The sequence below is a fragment of the Amycolatopsis alkalitolerans genome, assembly GCF_006152065.1.
GTDB classification, from domain to species: Bacteria; Actinomycetota; Actinomycetes; order Mycobacteriales; family Pseudonocardiaceae; genus Amycolatopsis_E; species Amycolatopsis_E alkalitolerans.
In genome coordinates this window covers 30900-47510 of record NZ_VDFW01000019.1, presented here as the reverse complement: position 1 = coordinate 47510, position 16611 = coordinate 30900, and the positions used below count along the sequence as shown (strand labels likewise).

The following is a 16611-nucleotide window of genomic DNA, read 5'->3' as shown; positions in this document are numbered from 1 at the left end:
AGGGTACTGAGTTGGCCCTTGGCGTCGCTGAGTTGGCTCGGGGCGTTATCGAGTTGGCCGGCCGCTGTCGCCTAGGGCACAGTCAGCGACCGGACCAGCCAACTCGACACCGCAGCGGACAAACCCAACGACCCTACGGGCAAACACGGCAACGTAAACCGGACAGGATCACACGACACTAGGAGCAGGGCCGTGCGCAAGTTCTTCATCGTCTTGATGTTCGCGATCGCCGGGTTGCTGCCGTTGCTGCGGTATCACCCCGAAACCTCCGCCACGGCGGCGGCGCCCGGTCCGGTCGCGACACTCCCCGCGGCGCCCCCGACGCAGACCAGCCCGTCCACCAGCCCGTCCACCAGCGGGCAACCCAGCACGGCGCCCCCGGCCCGAGCCGCGACCGAGGTCGTCAACGGGTCCACTGTGGACAGCGACTACGGGCCGTACCAGGTGCAGGTCACCTTCACCGGCAACCGGATCACCGACGTCCGGCTGATCACCGAGCCGAGCGACCGGCACAGCCAGCGCATCGCCGGCGAGGCGGCGCCGACCCTGCGCGAGGAGGCACTGCAGGCCCAGAGCTCGCGTATCGACACCGTGTCCGGCGCGACCATCACGAGCGAGTCCTACGCCCAGTCGCTGCAGGCGGCGATCGACGCCAAGGGTCACTGATGCGCCGGGTCGAGCACGTGATGGGCATGCCGATCTCGCTCGACATCCGCGAGCACGTGCCCGACGGCGGCCAGGTCGTGTTCGACTGGCTCGCCGAGGTAGACCGCCGGTTCAGCCCCTTCCGGCCCGACAGCGAGGTCCGGCTCGGCCTGCGCAGTCCCGAGATGGCCGAGATCGAGCGGCTGTGCGCCGAATACGAGTTGCGCAGCGGCGGTGCGTTCCGCGCGCGGCTGCCGGGCAGGCCGTTCGATCCGAGCGGGATCGTGAAGGGCTGGGCCGTGCAGCGTGCCGCGGATCTGCTGCGGGCCCAGGGCGTCCGGTCGTTCTGCCTCAACGCGGGCGGTGACGTCGCCGCGGCGGGGCGGGTGTGGTCGGTCGGCATCCGCCATCCCGAGCGGGCAGACCAGGTGTGCGCCGTGCTCGCCGTGCGGGATCAGGCGGTCGCGACCTCCGGCTGCTACGAACGCGGTGAGCACATCTACGACGGCCGCACCGGCGAACCCGTCCGCGAGCTGACGAGCCTGACCGTCGTCGCCGCCGACCTGACCACGGCCGACGCGGTGTCCACGGCGGCGTTCGCGATGGGCGCGGCCGGCGCCGGCTGGGCGGCCGGGCAGCCGGGCTGCCTCGTGTTCGCGGTCGGCGCGGACCGCCGGGTCCGGCGCTCACCTGGTCTGGACGACCTGATGGTCCAGACCTCAACGTAACGAACGGTTGTCAGATATTGCGCTGATAGACGACTATGTGGTTACTTTTCCGCCTTGGGGAATCCATGGAAAGGCGGAACCAGTGCGGTCGTCCTTCGGCAGACGGTGGCGGGTGGGTGCGGTCGCGCTCGCGGCGACACTCATGGCGGACCCGTTCGCGCCTCAGGCGCAGGCCCAGCAGGACAGCAGGGTGCTGCGAGTGGCGCTCGTGCAGGACGTCGACCACCTCAACCCGTTCCTCGCCTCGTTCGCCTCCAGCACCATGGTCGGCCGCCTGGCCTGGGAGTTCCTCACGCTGCCTTCGGCCGAGGACAACTCGCCGAGCCCGGGGCTGGCGCAGTCGTGGACGACCTCACCGGACAAGCTCACCTGGACCTACCAGATCCGCGCCGGCGTGAAATGGTCCGACGGGCAGCCGGTGACCGCGAAGGACGCGGCGTTCACGTTCAACCGGATCATGTCCGACAAGAAGGCACAGGAAGCGAACGGCACCTACGTCGAGAACTTCGCGAGCGTCACCGCACCGGATGACCGGACGCTCGTCATCAGGACGAAGGTGCCGCAGGCGAGCATGACGGCGCTGGACGTGCCGATCGTGCCCGAGCACGTCTGGGCGGGCATCAGCGACATGGCCGACCCGAAGACGGACACCGTGCCGGTCGTCGGCGTGGGCGACGGCCCGTTCCTCATCACCGGATACCGCCCGAACGAGCTCGTCCGGCTCAAGGCGAACCCGGACTACTGGCGTGGCAAGGCGAAGTACGACGAGCTGCAGTTCATCACCTACAAGAACGCCGAAGCCGCGGTGAACGCGCTGCGGAACAACGAGGTCGACCTCGTCAACCGGCTCACCGCGACCCAGCTCGACACCCTCGCGGGCCAGCCGGGCATCACCACCAGCAAGGCCACCGGCCGCCGCTACCGCGAACTGCTGATGAACCCGGGCGCGCAGAACGCCGCCCGCCAGCCGATCGGCGACGGCAACCCCGCGCTCAAGGACGTCCGGGTCCGCAAGGCCATCGCGCAGGCGATCGACCCGCAGACCCTGATCGACAAGGTCCTCGGCGGGTACGGCCAGCTCGGCGGCGGCCTGCTGCCCCTGGCGTACCCGCGCTACCACTGGGATCCGAGCGACGCGCAGCGCTACAAGTTCGACCCGGCCGCGGCCGGCGCCGCCCTCGACGCGGCGGGCTATCGCCGGGGCGCCGACGGAACCCGGGTCGGCCCCGACGGCAAACCGCTCGAGCTGAGGCTGCTCGGCAAGGCGAGCGAGGACTTCTCGCTGCGCGCCGCGGACTACGTGGTCAGCTGGCTCGGCGCGATCGGCATCAAGGTGGACAAGCAACTGGTGTCCGACAACGAGGTGGACGACCGGACCAACGCCGGGACCTACGATCTGGCGTTCTCCGGCTGGGGCACCAGCCCCGACCCGGACTACACGCTCGGCAAGCAGACCTGCGGGGCGCTGCCGGCGACCGCGGGCAGCAGCAGTAGCGCCTCGTTCTTCTGCGACCCGCAGTTCGACGCGCTCTACGCGCGGGAGCGGGCCGAACTCGACCCGGCCAAACGCGCGGACCTCGTGAAGCAGGCGCAGGCCCGTTACTACGACCAGGTGCCCAGCTTCGTCATCGACTACGACAACCCGCTGGAGGCCTACCGGTCCGACCGGTTCACCGGGTTCCCGAAGCAGCCGGCCGGCACCGGCACGATCATGGAACAGAGCGGCTACTGGAGCTTCTACGGCGCGACGCCCGCCGAAGGCGGTGGCGGGAGCGGCGGCGGATTGTCCCCGGGAGCCTGGGTCGGGATCGGCGCCGCGGCGGTCGTCGTGGTGGCGGTCGGGGGCGTGACCGCGTCGCGGCGGCGGAAATCCGCCGACGATCAGGAGTAGCCGTGACCGAAGCGCTCACCAGCGCTGAGCCGACCGAGCCCGGTGCGCGGCCGGCTGGTGGCGGCACCGCCGGGTTCGTGCTCCGCAAGCTCGGCGCGGCGGTCGTCAGCCTGCTGCTCGTCGTGGCACTGGGGTTCCTGCTGTTCCGGATGGTCCCGGGCGACCCGGTCGCGACGCTGACGCGGGACCGTCCGACCAGTCCGGAGCAGATCGCGCAACTGCGGGCGCGCCTTGGCGTGGACAAGCCGCTGTACCAGCAGTTCCTGGACTACGCGGGTGGTCTGCTCCACGGCGACCTCGGCACCTCGTTCGGCTACAACCGGCCGGTGGCGGACCTGATCGCCGAACGGTTCGGGCCCACGCTGCTGCTCGTCGGCACCGCGACGCTGCTGGCGGTCGCGCTCGGCCTGTGGCTCGGGGTACGGGCGGCGTGGCGGCGGGGCAGCGGGTTCGACCGCACCCACACCGGGATCGCGCTGACGTTGTGGTCGGTGCCGCAGTTCTGGCTCGGCCTGCTGCTGCTCATCGCGACGCACGGACTGTTCCCCAGCGGCGGTATGCGCTCCCCGGACGCCGGGCCGGGCTTCTTCGCGCAGGCCGGCACGATCGCCTACCACCTGGTGCTGCCGTGCGTGACCCTGCTCGCGGTGCTTTACGCGCAGTACATGCTGGTGATGCGCTCGTCGCTGCTGAGCGAGATGGACGCGGAGTACCTCACGACGGCCCGCGCGAAGGGCCTGCGCGACGATCTGGTGCGCCGTCGCCATGCGGTGCCGAACGCGCTGTTGCCGACCGTGACCCTGGTGTTCCTCCAGTTCGGCATGGTCGTCTCGGGCACCGTCACGGTGGAGACGGTGTTCTCGTGGCCCGGGCTGGGGCTGCTCACCTACGAGGCGCTGAAGGTGCCGGATCTGCCGCTGCTGCAAGGAGTCTTTCTGGTGCTGGCCGGTTCGGTCATCGTGATGAACCTGATCGCGGAACTGCTCTACCGGGTGCTCGACCCGCGGGTGCGTGCCCGGTGACCGCGGCGATCGTCTGGCGGCGCCGGCGTGCGGCCGCGGCGGGCGTGTGGCGCGAGTTCGCCACGAACCGCGGGGGACTGGCCGGGCTCGGGATCCTCGCGGTGATCGTGGTGCTCGCCGTACTGGCGCCGGTGATCACCGACCCGGCGGGCCTCGACGTCACGAAGGCACCGGGCCGCCCGCTGCAGCCACCGAGCGGTGAGTTCCTGCTGGGCACCGATGTCGACGGCCGGTCGGTCCTGCTGCTCACGCTTTGGGGGGCGCGCGTCTCGCTGCTGGTCGGGTTCGCCGCGACGATCCTGTCGGTGGTGATCGGCACGATCGTCGGCATCGCCGCGGGGCACTTCGGCCGGTGGGTGGCCGGAATCCTGTTGCGGTTCACCGATTTCTTCCTCGTGCTGCCGTCACTCGTGCTCGCCATCGCACTGTCGACGGTGCTGCCCCAGGGCGTCGCGACGATCATCCTCGCCGTCGGAGTCACGTCCTGGCCCACGACCGCCCGGCTGGTGCGCGCGCAGACGATGACGATCGAGAGCAGGCCGTACATCGAGCGCGCCAGGGCACTCGGCGGCGGGCATCTGCACGTCGTCGGCAAGCATGTCCTGCCCGGCGTGCTTCCCCTGGTACTGGCGAACACCACGCTCGTGGTCGGGAACTCGATCATCGCCGAGTCCACGTTGTCGTTCCTCGGCCTCGGTGATCCCACCGCGGTGTCGTGGGGTTCGATGCTGCAGCGCGCGTTGACCTCGGGCGCGGTGACCGGCGGCGCCTGGTGGTACCTGCTGCCGCCCGGGCTCGCGATCGTGGTGATCGTGCTGTGCTTCACCCTCGTCGGGCGGGCGCTGGAGACGGTCGTGAACCCGCGCCTGAGGGGGGAGCGCGCGTGAGTCCCTTGCTGGAGCTGAAGAACCTCGGCGTCACCTACCGCACCGGCAGCGGCGACGTCGAGGCCGTCCGCGGTGTCAACCTGCGTCTGGAGCCCGGGGACACGCTGGGCGTGGCGGGGGAGTCCGGTTCGGGCAAGTCGACGGTCGCGATGAGCGTGCTGCGGCTGCTGCCGAAGTCGGCGCGGGTGTCGGGCGAGATCTTGCTCGGCGGGGAGGACGTGACCGCGATGCGGTGGGGCCGGCTGCGCGCGGTGCGGTGGGCCGAGGCGTCGATCGTGTTCCAGGGCGCGATGCACGCGCTCAACCCGGTCCGCCGCGTCGGCGCCCAGATCGCCGAGCCGATCCGGTTGCACGCGGAGAAACCGCCGTCCGACGCCGAAGTGAAGGCGCGGGTCGCGGAGTTGCTGGACCAGGTGGACCTGCCGCCCTCGCGGGCCGCGGCGTACCCGCACGAACTCTCGGGCGGGCAGAAGCAACGCATGATGATCGCGATGGCGCTGGCCTGCCGCCCGCAGCTGATCATCGCCGACGAGCCGACCACCGCGCTCGACGTCGTCGTGCAGGCCCAGGTACTCGAGCTGATGACGAAACTGGTGGCCGAGCGGCGCCTCGGGCTGATCATGATCACCCATGACCTGTCCGTGCTCGCCGCGACGTGCGCGCGCATCGCCGTGATGTACCAGGGGGAAGTGGTCGAGGAAGGGCCGGGCGCGCGGCTGCTGGCCGAACCGCGGCACGCGCACACCCGCGCGCTCGCGGCGGCGTTCCCGGTGGTCGGCGATCCGGCGTCCCGGTTCGCCCCGGCGACCAGCACCCCGCTGCCGCCGGAACCGGAATCCCCGCCCGCTCACGACGTGCGGCTCGCGGCCCGGGACGTGCGCGTCCGGTTCGGGGAAGTCGAGGCCGTCGCCGGGGTGGACCTCGAGGTCCGGCGCAACGAGATCGTCGCGCTGGTGGGGCAGTCGGGCTCGGGCAAGATCACCCTCGCGCGTACGCTGCTGGGCCTGCAGAAGCCGGCCTCCGGCGAGGTCCTGTTCGAGGGCGCCCCGCTGACGCCGCGCGGGCTCAAGTCGTACCGCCGCCGGGTGCAGCTCGTCCTGCAGGATCCGGCGAGCGCGCTCAACCCGCGGCACACCGTGTACGAGGCCGTCGCGGAGGGCCTGCGGATCCACGGCTTGCCCGGTGACGAACGCCAACTCGTTGTCGAAGCGCTGGAAGCCGCGGAACTCCGCCCGGCCGAGCAGTTCTTCTTGCGGCTGCCTCACGAGCTGTCGGGCGGGCAGCGCCAGCGTGTCGTGATCGCCGGTGCGCTCGCGCTGCGGCCGGCCGTGCTCGTCGCCGACGAGCCGGTCGCCTCGCTCGACGCGTCGGTGCGCGGGGAAATCCTCGGGCTGCTGCTGCGGCTACGGCGGGAACTGGGCCTGGCCGGCCTGGTCATCACGCACGATCTCGGGCTGGCGTGGAACATCGCCGACCGGGTCGCCGTGATGTACCGCGGCGAGCTGGTGGAAGCAGGCCCGGTCGAGGAGGTTCTGCTCTCTCCGCGACACGATTACACAAGGTGCTTACTCGCGGCGTTGCCGAATGGCGCGCAATCCGCCGCCGCCGCGAATCCGTCGCGGCGCGGTGTGTAATCTCCCAAGACGAAATGGCGACCACTACAGATCCCGCACCGGACGTCCCCGCACTGGACGCCGGGGCGCCCGGCGAGGCGCGCCCGGCGGCGCGCGTGCCCTCACCCTTTCCCTATCGCACGATTTCGATGGGGACGATCGGCAGCGTGCTGCTCCTGCTCGGCGCGCTCGGCGCGGGTGGCATCCTGATCCGCGACCCGGTGATCGGCACGGGCCCGCTGTCGTGGGTGCGCTACGGGCACGGGAAGATGCTCGCCAACGCGGTGCTCTACGCGGGGTTCGGGCTCGTCGTGTGGGCGTGGGTACGGCTGGGCAGATACATGCTCGCCGGCCGGATCGGCAGCAGACCCATCGTGATCGCGGCCGCGTGCTGGATGACCCCGCTGCTCGCCGCGCCGCCGCTGTTCACCCGTGACGTCTATTCCTACCTGGGCCAGGGCGCGCAGCTGCTGCACGGGCTCGACCCGTATGCGCACGGCCCGGCCGAGCTCGACGTGCTGCCGAACGTCGTGCAGAACGTGCACCCGGTGTGGCAGACCACCCCCGCGCCCTACGGCCCGCTGTTCCTGCTGGTCGCCAAGGGAATCGTGGCCCTGACCGGCGACGACGTGATCGCCGGCGTGATCGTGATGCGGCTCGTGCTGCTCGTCGGCCTCGGCGCGATGGTCTGGGCGCTGCCCCGGCTGGTGCGCCATCTCGGGGGCAAGCTGCCGATCACGCTGTGGCTCGCGGTGGCCAGCCCGATGACGGTCATCCACCTCGTCGGCGGGCCCCACAACGACCTGCTGATGCTCGGCTTCCTCACGGTGGGCGTGCTCGCGGCGCTCGAGCGCAAGCACGCGCTGGCGATCGCGCTGGTCACGCTCGGCATGCTGATCAAGCCGACGGCCGCGGTCGCGCTGCCGTTCCTGGTCTGGGTCTGGGCCAACCACCTGCCCGGTGAGCAGCGCATGCGCAACTTCGTCAAGGCGGGCGCGGCGTCGGTCGGTATCTTCGCGGTCGTGTTCGTGGTCGGCACCTGGGTCTCGCTCGGCTCGTTCAACCTCGGCTGGATCGGCGGGCTGCAGGCCCCCACGCTCGTGACGAACTGGGTGAACTTCCCGACCGGCGTCGGGCAGCTCGTGCACACCCTGGTGCACCTGGTGATCAACGTGCCGGAGTCGCCGTTCGTCACCGTCGCCAGGGCGATCGCGATCCTGGCCTTCGCGGTGCTCGTCGCGCGCCAGTGGTGGAAGTCGCGGTTCGGCGGCAACGAAGCCGTGTTCCGGATGGCGATCACGTTGCTGGGTGCGGCGATCCTCGTGCCGCCGACCCTGCCGTGGTACCTCACCTGGGGTTTCGTGATCGCGGCCGCGTTCAGCTGGCGCCGCAGGCATCTCGCGATCGTGGTCGGGGTCGCGGTGTTCCTGGTGATGGCCTACTACCCGACGGGCGAGCAGGCGCTCTACGACTGGTGGTTCGTCGCGATCACCCTGGGGCTGGCGGTCTACGCGGCGGCGGCGCTGCTGCGCCCGGACCCGCTGGGCCTCATCGGGGCCTGGAGGCGGCAGAAGGCCGCCGCGGTGGCCGAAGGCGGCGAGGTCACGACGCCGACCAGCTCCGCCACGCCGTGACCTCGGTGCGCACCACCGGGCCCTGCGGCCGGTGGTCGCGGTACTGGGGATACTTGGCTTGCAAGGCGTCGAGCGCGCTGGAGGCGGAGTCCAGGATGCGCGCGATCCCGTCGGCGCGGACCCACCACAGGCGCGACCAGTCTTCGTCGTAGCCGTCGGCCAGGAAGCTGACCGCCGGGTTGGCGGCGATATTGCGCAGCCGCCGCAGATCCGTACCGCGCTTGGGTTTGTGGTCGATCGCGAACACGATCGCCCCGGCGTCGAGCGCGAACGTCACGGGCACCAGATGCGGCACGCCCTCGGCGTCGGCGGTGGCGAGCCGGGCGACGCGGGCGGCGGCGAAGCGAGTCTCAGCGTCCACAGCTCAGGCTTACCCTCTCGATGGCCGCCGGTACCCCGAGCGGGATCGTGACCGAACCCGGCAGGTGCCCGAACCCGGCCTCCCACAGGATCGGGACCCCGAGCGGTGCGAGCCGGTCCAGCATCACAGTCCGCACCGTTTCGAGGTCGCCGCACCCGGTCCACGAGCCGAGCACGATTCCGGTCACGCGAGCGAACCAGCCGGCGCGCAGCAACTGGGTGAGCATGCGGTCGAGACGGTAGGCGTGCTCGGTGACGTCTTCGAGGATCGCGATCGCGCCGGCGGGCGCGCGGTGTTCGGGCGTGCCCACGCTCGCGGCGAGCAGGCTGAGATTCCCGCCGACGGTCGTTCCGCGGGCGTCGCCCGGCACGAGTGCCTCCTTCGCGTGGACGACGACCGGCGCCGCCGGATCGAACAGCACGCGATGCAGGTGCCCGGCCGAGACCTCGTCCCACAACTCGCCGCCCGGCATCGGAGAGAACAGCGTGGACAGGCCGAGATGCGCCGAGATCGCCTGGTGCAGCGCGGTGACGTCGCTGGCCCCGGTGAAGATCTTCGGCCCCGCGGCGCGCAGCGCGTCCCAGTCGATCAGGTCGAGCAGCCGCTGGGTGCCGTAGCCGCCGCGCGCGGAGATCACCGCGGACACGGCCGGATCGAGCCACGCGGCCTGGAAGCCGGCGGCGCGGCGTTCGTCGGTGTCGGCCAGATACCGTAGCGACGGGTGGCGGTTCCCGGCCGGCCCGAACCGCTTGACGGTCAGGTCCCAGCCCTCCAGCGCGGACACCGCGCGGTCGAGCAACTCCGGCGCGACCGGCCCGGCGGGCGTGATCAGGGCGACCGTGTCCCCGGCTTGCAGGCCCTTCACCGGCTCAGGTCCAGTTTCGGCACGCCCGGGGTGCCGAACCCGAACACCTGACCGTAGAAGGAAAGCTCGGCCTCCAGGGCGGCGATGATCGTCTCCGCCCTGCGGAAGCCGTGCTGCTCGCCCTCGAAGGTCAGGTACGCGTACGGGATCCCCTTGCCCCGCAGCGACTTCACGAACCGGTCGGCCTGGCCGGGCGGGCAGATCTGGTCGTCGAGGCCCTGCAGGAACAGGACCGGGCCGGCGAGGTCGCCGGCATGGGTGAGCGGTGAGCGTTCCCGGTAGCGCCGCACGGTCTCGGGCAGGGGGCCGACGAGACCGTCGAGGTAGCGGGACTCGAAGTCGTGCGTCTCGCCGCCTTCCGCGGTCCAGCCGGCCAGGTCGAGGATCGGGTACTTGATCGTGCCCGCGGCGAAGGTGCGGTCCGTCGTCATCGCCGCGGCGGAGGTGAACCCGCCCGCGCTGCCGCCGCGAATAGCGAGCCGGGCCGGGTCGGCGATGCCTTCGGCGACGAGCGCCTGCGCCACGGCGACGCAGTCGCGCACGTCGACGACGCCCCACTGCTCGCGCAGCCGCTCCCGGTATTCGCGGCCGTAGCCGGTGGAACCGCCGTAGTTGACCGCCACGACGCCGATGCCGCGGCTGGTGAAGTACGCGAAGTCCAGATCGAGGACCGGGTAGCTGCGACCGGTGGGGCCGCCGTGCACGTGCACCAGGTACGGCGGGAGTTCCCCGTCGGGGCCGGTGAACTCGGGGTTGGCCGGCGGGTAGAGGTAGGCGGGGATCCGCTCGCCGTCGGGGCCGGTGAACACCCGCTCCTCGGGCGTCGGCAGGTAGGCCGGCGGTGGGAGTTCGGGGCCCTCGGCGAGCGAGGTGACCGCGCCCGAGGTCAGATCCACGCGCACGACGGTGTGCTCGCGGTCCGGTCCCGAGGCGATACCCGCGACGCCGCCGTCGTACGCGGCGAGCGCGGGCGCCCATTCGGTCAGTTCCGGCGCGAGATCCGTGACCGTGCCGGTGCCCTCGTCGAGGACGGCGAGCCGCCCCGAGTCGAGGACCGCGTGCTTGCCTTCCCCGAGCGGGGTGAACCAGCGCGGACCTAGCTTCCACATCGCGCCGCCGAGTTCCTTCGCGACGGGGGCGAGGTTCGTGCTGGTGCCCTCCAGCGTGACGCGGTGCAGGTTCCACCAGCCACCGGGGTCGGCCATCATGAGCAGCGTCGTCGGCGACTCCCACGTGACTTGGCAGATCGAGACCCCGTCGCCGCCGGCGAGGACGCGGTGCGGGCCGAAGGTCCCGTCGAGCCGCACCTCGGCCACGCACAGTTCCGTTGCGTCCCACGGCATGGACGGGTGCTCCCAGCCGAGCCACGCCGCGTGCCGCCCGTCCGGGGAGAGCTGGGGCGCGGTCAGGAAATGGTGGCTCGCGGCGAGAACCCGGATTTCGCTATACGCGAACGCGACGAGATCGCGGCGGACGTCGGTCGGGCGGGGCCCGGTGCTCGTCTCACGGACCGCCCACACCTCCCCGCCGGTGCCGCGGCGGAGATCCGCGAACCGGACGCCTTGCGGGGACGGCGGTTCCGGGGTGACCGGGGAAACGTCGCCGGTGTCCAGATCGCGGACGTAGACGCGCTGGTCGTCCCAGTGCGTGAAGTAGAGCGAACGGCCGACGACCAGCCACGGGCGGCCGCCGTACTCGTGCACGCGGTTGCGTGCGTTCCACGGCGGCGGCAGCATTTCCGTCCCGTCGGCGCGCACGAGCGCGAGCCGCCCGCCCTCGGCGGGGCGTGCCTCGGCCCACCACACTTCGCCGTCGACGACGTCGAGCCATTGCGCACCACCCCCCGCCGCGGCGGCGTCCGCCGCACTGATCGGTGAGCTCCAGCTTCCATACGGTGACGTTCGGCGCACCGCTGCACTGTAAACGGCGGCCCTCATTCAGGGGGGCGGGTGCCGATCATGGGAGAGTGGCTTAGGGTCGAAGGTGCCATGGCTCGTGTAATCCACGTCTTCCGCCAGCCCGACCGGTTCGTCGCAGGGACCGTCGGGGAACCTGGCGACCGTACCTTTTACCTGCAGGCGTCCGAGAACGTCCGCACGATCAGCGTGACCATCGAAAAGCAGCAGGTCGCCGTGCTCGCCGAGCGCCTGGCCTCGCTGCTGGAGGAGGTGGCCAGCCGGTTCGGCGCCGACGTGCCCGATCAGGTCCCGGACGATCTGGTCGACGTCGACCCGCTCACCGTGCCCGTCGAGGAGGAGTTCCGGGTCGGCACGATGGGGCTGGGCTGGGACGCCGAGAGCAAGGCGGTCGTCGTCGAGTTGCTCGCCATCACCGAGGGAGAGGTCGACGAGACGGTCGTGCTCGACGACACCGAAGAGGGGCCGGACGCCGTGCGGGTGTTCCTCAGCCCGGCCGCCGCGCGGGCGTTCGCCGAGCGGGCCGACCGGGTCGTCAACGCCGGGCGCAAACCGTGCCCGCTGTGCGGTGAGCCGCTCGACCCGGCCGGTCACATCTGTCCCCGGCAGAACGGCTATCGCCGCGAGACCGACCTCGCCGGGGAATAGCGTCCGTGGCCGAATCCCTCAACCCCGCCGATCCCGCCGCCAGGCATCTGGTCGCGCACGGTCGCCTCGACGTCGAAGGCCGGCTCGTGGACGCCTCGAACGTGACCTTGTTCTGCTCGGTCGAACTGGACGGGATGTCCGCGAACGCGGTGTACAAACCGGTCAACGGGGAGCGCCCGCTGTGGGATTTCCCGGACGGCACGCTCGCCGGCCGTGAGGTCGCCACGTACCTGCTCTCCGACGCGTCCGGGCTCGGCCGCATCCCGCCGACGGTGCTGCGGGACGGGCCGTTCGGGGTCGGCATGGTGCAGCTGTGGGTCGAGACCTCCGAGGAGCAGCTGATCGACGTGCGCGCCCCGGAAGAGGTGCCGCCGGGCTGGCGGGTCGTGCTGCACGCGCACGACCGGCTCGGCGACCCGGCGGTGCTCGCGCACGCCGATCACCCGGGCGTGCGGGATCTGGCGATCCTCGACATCATCGCGAACAACACCGACCGCAAGGGCGGGCATGTGCTCGCCGGGACCGATGGCGGCGTCTACGGCGTGGACCACGGCATCTGCCTGCACGCCGAGCCGAAGCTGCGGACCGTGCTGTGGGGCTGGATCGGGGACCAGTTGCCCGAGGAGGCGGTGGAGAAGCTGCGTGCGCTGCCGGAGAAGATCTACGGCTCGCTGGGCGACGAGTTGTCGCCCCACCTGACCGGGCTGGAGATCGAGGCGATCGCCGACCGCGCCGAGACACTGGCGCGGGTCGGGGTGTTCCCCGAACCGGGAGACGACTGGCGCGCGATCCCGTGGCCCCTGTTCTGATCCTCGACGACGCGGCCCGCGCCCGGCTCACCATCCGCGTCGGTCCCGAAGTCGCGGCGTCCTGAAGCTCACCCCGGACCGCGGTCGCCGAGACCGAGGCCACCGCGCTGCACGCCTGGCGGGATTGCCCGCAGGTCGTGGACATCCTCGACACCGACCTCGACGTGGGCGCGATCCTGCTGGCAGGCGTCGAGCCCGGCACCCCGCTCACCGAACGCCGCTGGACTCCCGGGGAGATCGACGAACTGCTCCCGCGGCTGCACGCCGTCCCGGTGCCGGACGGCCTCCCGTCGTTGACCGACCGCGTGAACTTCATGTTCGACCTGGCCGAACGCCAGACTGGGGGTTCGGCCGAGCCGGGGCTGATGGCCGCCTCGCGCGCCGCCGCATTGACGCTCGCAGAAGGCGGTCCGAGCCGGTTGCTGCACGGACCTGCACCCGGGCAACGTCCTGACCGGGCCGGACGGCCTCGTCGTGATCGACCCCCGCCCATGTCACGGCGATCCGGCCTTCGACGCGGTCGACTGGGTCCTGCGCTCCGGCCGCGACTTCAAGGAAGCCGTCGCCGCACTGGCGTCGACGGACCGCGACCGGGTGCGCCGCTGGTCGCGGGCACTGGCCGTGCTCCTCACGATCCGGCCGTCGCGCGCCAACCGCCCGGGTACCGCGGTTCGCTAGGAAGCCGCGTCGCGTACCGGCTCGCTGTAAGCGCTTACTTCGGGCTACCGCCTCGCCTTCCATGTCGTCGGTGGGGTGGTGGCCCCTTCGTACTCTCGCCCCGGCGTGGCGGCGCGACGCGATCGTGAATCCGGCGCTACCGTCGGAGATCGTGCGTTCCCATTCGTATGACGACGTCTTCGCCGGGCCGCGCAAGCGGAAGATCCCGGAAATCGCCGCCGAGCCGGGACTCGTGGTCGAGGAACCCGGCAGCGGGTTCTGCGGCGCGGTGGTGCGTCTCGAGTACGGGAACGTCGTACTCGAGGACCGTCACGGCCGTCACCGGGTGTTCCCGCTCAGCCCCGCGGGCTTCCTTCTCGAAGGCAAGCCGGTGACCCTCGTACCGCCGAAGGCGCCCGCGACGCCCGCGCGGACGATGTCCGCCTCCGGCTCGGTCCGGGTCGAGGGACTGCGGGCGCGCACCGCCCGGGACTCGCGAATCTGGGTCGAGGGCAAGCACGACGCCGAACTCGTCGAGCGCGTCTGGGGGCATGATCTGCGGGTCGAGGGCGTGGTGGTGGAACCACTCGACGGGGTGGACCTGCTCGCCGCGCGCATCGACGAGTTCGGGACGGGGCCGGGGCGCAGGCTGGGCGTGCTCGTCGACCATCTCGTCGCCGGAAGCAAGGAGTCGCGGCTCGTCGGCGCGATCACCGACGAGCATGTGCTGGTGACCGGCCACCCCTACGTCGACATCTGGCAGGCGGTGAAGGCGTCGGCACTGGGTATTCCCGAGTGGCCGGCCGTGCCGCGCGGGATGCCGTGGAAGGAGGGCATCTGCGCGGCGCTCGGCTGGGGCGAACCCTATGAGGGGTGGCAGCGGGTGCTCGGCGCGGTGTCCGGTTTCCGCGAACTGGAGACGCCGCTGATCGGCGCCGTCGAGCGGCTGATCGACTTCGTGACCGCGCCGGAAGGCTGAACCGCTGGTCCACCCGCGGGTGTTTTCGCGTGTTCGGTGGCTGCGGGTGCGCCCCATCTGCCACGATATGCGCCATGACACCGGCGCTGATCTGGCTGATCGTGGGCATTGTGCTGATGGCGGCCGAGGTCATGTCCGGCGACCTGGTGCTGCTGATGCTCGGCGGCGGCGCACTCGTCGGCGCGGGCGCGGCCTTGTTCACCGGCAACCCGATCATCGACGTGATCGTGTTCGCGGTGGCCTCGACGGCACTGCTGTGGCTCGCCCGCCCCGCGCTCAAACGGCGTTTCCTGCACACACCCGAGCTCAAGATGGGCGCGGAGGCGCTGGTCGGCACGCACGGCGTGGTGGTGTCCACGGTGGACCACGATCACGGCCAGGTGAAGCTCGGCCCCGACGTGTGGTCCGCGCGCAGCCTCACCGACGGCCAGCGGATCGAGCCCGGTACGAAAGTGACCGTGGTACAGATATCGGGCGCCACGGCCGTGGTGTCCCCGGAGATATGAATCGACGAAATCGCACACAGGAGAGATCTTGGGAACCGCAGCGATCGTAGTTGTCGCGGTCATCGCCCTGTTCGTGATCGTCACGATCGCGAAGGCGATCATGGTGGTCCCGCAGGCGCAGTCCGCCGTCATCGAGCGGCTCGGCCGCTTCCGCACCGTCGCCTCGCCGGGGCTGAACTTCCTGGTGCCGTTCCTGGACAAGGTGCGCGCCCGGATCGACCTGCGCGAGCAGGTGGTTTCGTTCCCGCCGCAGCCGGTGATCACCGAGGACAACCTGACCGTGTCCATCGACACCGTCGTCTACTTCCAGGTGACCGACTCCCGCGCCGCGGTGTACGAGATCTCGAACTACATCGTCGGTGTCGAGCAGCTGACCACCACGACCCTGCGGAACGTCGTCGGCGGGATGACCCTGGAGCAGGCGCTGACCTCGCGCGATCAGATCAACAGCCAGCTGCGCGGCGTACTGGACGACGCGACCGGCCGGTGGGGCATCCGGGTGGCCAGGGTCGAGCTGAAGGCGATCGACCCGCCACCGTCCATTCAGGACTCCATGGAGAAGCAGATGCGCGCGGACCGGGAGAAGCGCGCGATGATTCTCAACGCCGAAGGTCAGCGTGAGGCCGCGATCAAGACGGCCGAAGGGCAGAAGCAGTCGCAGATCCTCGCCGCGGAAGGGCAGAAGCAGGCCACGATCATGGCCGCGGAGGCGGACCGGCAGTCGCGGATCCTGCGGGCGCAGGGTGAACGGGCCGCGCGCTACCTGCAGGCGCAGGGGCAGGCGAAGGCGATCGAGAAGGTGTTCGCCGCGGTGAAGGCCGGTCGCCCCACGCCCGAGGTGCTCGCGTACCAGTACCTGCAGACCCTGCCGCAGATGGCGCAGGGCGACGCGAACAAGGTGTGGCTCCTGCCGAGCGACTACGGCAACGCGCTACAGCAGTTCGCGCGCGCGTTCGCCAAGCAGGGCGACGACGGCGTGTTCCGGTACGAGCAGCCGACCGAGGAGGGCCTGGAGCCGCCCACCTTCGATGACGACGACGTGGAGCACTGGTTCGACACCTCGACCGACCCGCGGATCGCCGAGGCGGTGGCCGAGGCGGAGAAGGTCGCGCGCCAGGAGGTCCCCGGCCCGCTCGGGCCCGGGAGCGGTTCGTCCGCGACGAACCTGCTGCGCGGCCGGACGTCGACGCCGGACGAGGCGCAGGACTCCGGTCCGGCTCCGGTGGACACCCCGCCGCCACCGGCGCCACCGGCACCCCCCCAGGCCCAGGCTCCGGCCCAGCCGCCCGCGCCGCCGGTGCCGCCGCCGGGCCCGCAGTCCGGCCCGCAGCCGGGCCTGCCGCTGCGCCAGCCCGGGCAGCACTACGGCAACCCGCCGTACCAGCCGCCGCAGCCGCCCCCGCAGCAGCCGCCGCACCAGTGACGAAATGCCGTGAGGGACCCCCTCATG

At 71.3% G+C, this 16611-nt stretch carries 17 protein-coding genes; 13 read left to right on the top strand and 4 right to left on the bottom strand.

The genetic code is table 11. The annotated features are described in order from the left end of the window. Nucleotides 1-192: 192 nt before the first annotated feature. From FG385_RS21110 to mptB, 7 genes are all read left to right on the top strand, one after another. Nucleotides 193-666: an FMN-binding protein gene (locus tag FG385_RS21110; RefSeq protein WP_139098489.1), complete on the top strand. Its 474-nt coding sequence runs from the start codon at nucleotides 193-195 to the stop codon at nucleotides 664-666. After that, a complete protein-coding gene (locus FG385_RS21105) occupies nucleotides 666-1373 on the top strand; it encodes an FAD:protein FMN transferase (protein ID WP_139098488.1) in 708 nt (235 codons plus the stop codon). The genes FG385_RS21110 and FG385_RS21105 overlap by 1 nt, the downstream gene beginning before the upstream one ends. A gap of 112 nt (nucleotides 1374-1485) precedes the next feature. Then, entirely contained in the window at nucleotides 1486-3264 is a 1779-nt protein-coding gene (locus tag FG385_RS21100) for an ABC transporter substrate-binding protein (RefSeq protein ID WP_139098487.1), read from the top strand. A 2-nt stretch (nucleotides 3265-3266) separates the two neighbouring features. Continuing rightward, nucleotides 3267-4286, top strand: coding sequence for an ABC transporter permease (locus FG385_RS21095; RefSeq protein WP_139098486.1), 1020 nt, complete (start codon nucleotides 3267-3269; stop codon nucleotides 4284-4286). Beyond that, nucleotides 4283-5173 carry an ABC transporter permease gene (locus FG385_RS21090; protein ID WP_139098485.1) on the top strand — a complete coding sequence of 297 codons (891 nt, stop codon included), beginning with the start codon at nucleotides 4283-4285 and terminating at the stop codon, nucleotides 5171-5173. Before FG385_RS21095 ends, FG385_RS21090 begins: the two co-directional genes overlap by 4 nt. Continuing rightward, nucleotides 5170-6807 (top strand): ATP-binding cassette domain-containing protein, encoded by a 1638-nt coding sequence (locus tag FG385_RS21085; protein ID WP_139098484.1) that lies wholly within the window; start codon nucleotides 5170-5172, stop codon nucleotides 6805-6807. Before FG385_RS21090 ends, FG385_RS21085 begins: the two co-directional genes overlap by 4 nt. A 14-nt stretch (nucleotides 6808-6821) precedes the next feature. Then, complete coding sequence (gene mptB, locus FG385_RS21080; protein ID WP_139098483.1) at nucleotides 6822-8420, top strand: polyprenol phosphomannose-dependent alpha 1,6 mannosyltransferase MptB; 1599 nt, start codon at nucleotides 6822-6824, stop codon at nucleotides 8418-8420. Here mptB and FG385_RS21075 read toward each other — a convergent pair. From FG385_RS21075 to FG385_RS21065, 3 genes are read right to left on the bottom strand one after another with little or no spacing between them, the layout of a single operon-like run. Beyond that, entirely contained in the window at nucleotides 8389-8781 is a 393-nt protein-coding gene (locus FG385_RS21075; RefSeq protein ID WP_139098482.1) for a TIGR03668 family PPOX class F420-dependent oxidoreductase, read from the bottom strand. The genes mptB and FG385_RS21075 overlap by 32 nt on opposite strands. After that, complete coding sequence (locus FG385_RS21070; RefSeq protein WP_235022704.1) at nucleotides 8771-9646, bottom strand: S66 peptidase family protein; 876 nt, start codon at nucleotides 9644-9646, stop codon at nucleotides 8771-8773. The genes FG385_RS21075 and FG385_RS21070 overlap by 11 nt, the downstream gene beginning before the upstream one ends. Then, complete coding sequence (locus FG385_RS21065; RefSeq protein WP_139098481.1) at nucleotides 9643-11556, bottom strand: prolyl oligopeptidase family serine peptidase; 1914 nt, start codon at nucleotides 11554-11556, stop codon at nucleotides 9643-9645. Before FG385_RS21065 ends, FG385_RS21070 begins: the two co-directional genes overlap by 4 nt. A gap of 78 nt (nucleotides 11557-11634) precedes the next feature. Between FG385_RS21065 and FG385_RS21060 the strand changes: the two genes are divergently transcribed. After that, the gene (locus tag FG385_RS21060; RefSeq protein WP_139098480.1) at nucleotides 11635-12210 is read left to right on the top strand and encodes a DUF3090 domain-containing protein; all 576 of its coding nucleotides are present in this window, start codon (nucleotides 11635-11637) and stop codon (nucleotides 12208-12210) included. 5 nt (nucleotides 12211-12215) lie between these two features. Then, nucleotides 12216-13019, top strand: a complete 804-nt coding sequence (locus FG385_RS21055; protein ID WP_235022703.1) for an SCO1664 family protein — start codon at nucleotides 12216-12218, stop codon at nucleotides 13017-13019. Between the two features lie 68 nt (nucleotides 13020-13087). Here FG385_RS21055 and FG385_RS34975 read toward each other — a convergent pair whose 3' ends face one another. After that, a complete protein-coding gene (locus tag FG385_RS34975; RefSeq protein WP_139098479.1) occupies nucleotides 13088-13282 on the bottom strand; it encodes a hypothetical protein in 195 nt (64 codons plus the stop codon). 211 nt (nucleotides 13283-13493) lie between these two features. Between FG385_RS34975 and FG385_RS34970 the strand changes: the two genes are divergently transcribed. The 4 genes from FG385_RS34970 to FG385_RS21030 all read left to right on the top strand — a co-directional run bounded on the left by FG385_RS34970 (nucleotide 13494) and on the right by FG385_RS21030 (nucleotide 16584). Continuing rightward, entirely contained in the window at nucleotides 13494-13697 is a 204-nt protein-coding gene (locus FG385_RS34970; protein WP_235022702.1) for a hypothetical protein, read from the top strand. Between the two features lie 151 nt (nucleotides 13698-13848). Next, nucleotides 13849-14655, top strand: coding sequence for a DUF3097 domain-containing protein (locus tag FG385_RS21040; protein ID WP_139098477.1), 807 nt, complete (start codon nucleotides 13849-13851; stop codon nucleotides 14653-14655). A gap of 74 nt (nucleotides 14656-14729) precedes the next feature. Continuing rightward, on the top strand, nucleotides 14730-15161 hold the full coding sequence (locus FG385_RS21035; protein ID WP_139098476.1) for an NfeD family protein: 432 nt from the start codon (nucleotides 14730-14732) through the stop codon (nucleotides 15159-15161). A 100-nt stretch (nucleotides 15162-15261) separates the two neighbouring features. After that, nucleotides 15262-16584 carry an SPFH domain-containing protein gene (locus FG385_RS21030; protein WP_139098570.1) on the top strand — a complete coding sequence of 441 codons (1323 nt, stop codon included), beginning with the start codon at nucleotides 15262-15264 and terminating at the stop codon, nucleotides 16582-16584. The last annotated feature ends 27 nt before the right edge of the window (nucleotides 16585-16611 follow it).

Excerpts from the sequence above, each read along its gene's own strand:
- FG385_RS21105 (WP_139098488.1), top strand. The coding sequence starts at position 666 with ATGCGCCGGGTCGAGCACGTGATGGGCATGCCGATCTCGCTCGACATC.
- mptB (WP_139098483.1), top strand. The coding sequence starts at position 6,822 with ATGGCGACCACTACAGATCCCGCACCGGACGTCCCCGCACTGGACGCC.
- FG385_RS21060 (WP_139098480.1), top strand. The coding sequence starts at position 11,635 with ATGGCTCGTGTAATCCACGTCTTCCGCCAGCCCGACCGGTTCGTCGCA.
- FG385_RS21035 (WP_139098476.1), top strand. The coding sequence starts at position 14,730 with ATGACACCGGCGCTGATCTGGCTGATCGTGGGCATTGTGCTGATGGCG.
- FG385_RS21030 (WP_139098570.1), top strand. The coding sequence starts at position 15,262 with ATGGTGGTCCCGCAGGCGCAGTCCGCCGTCATCGAGCGGCTCGGCCGC.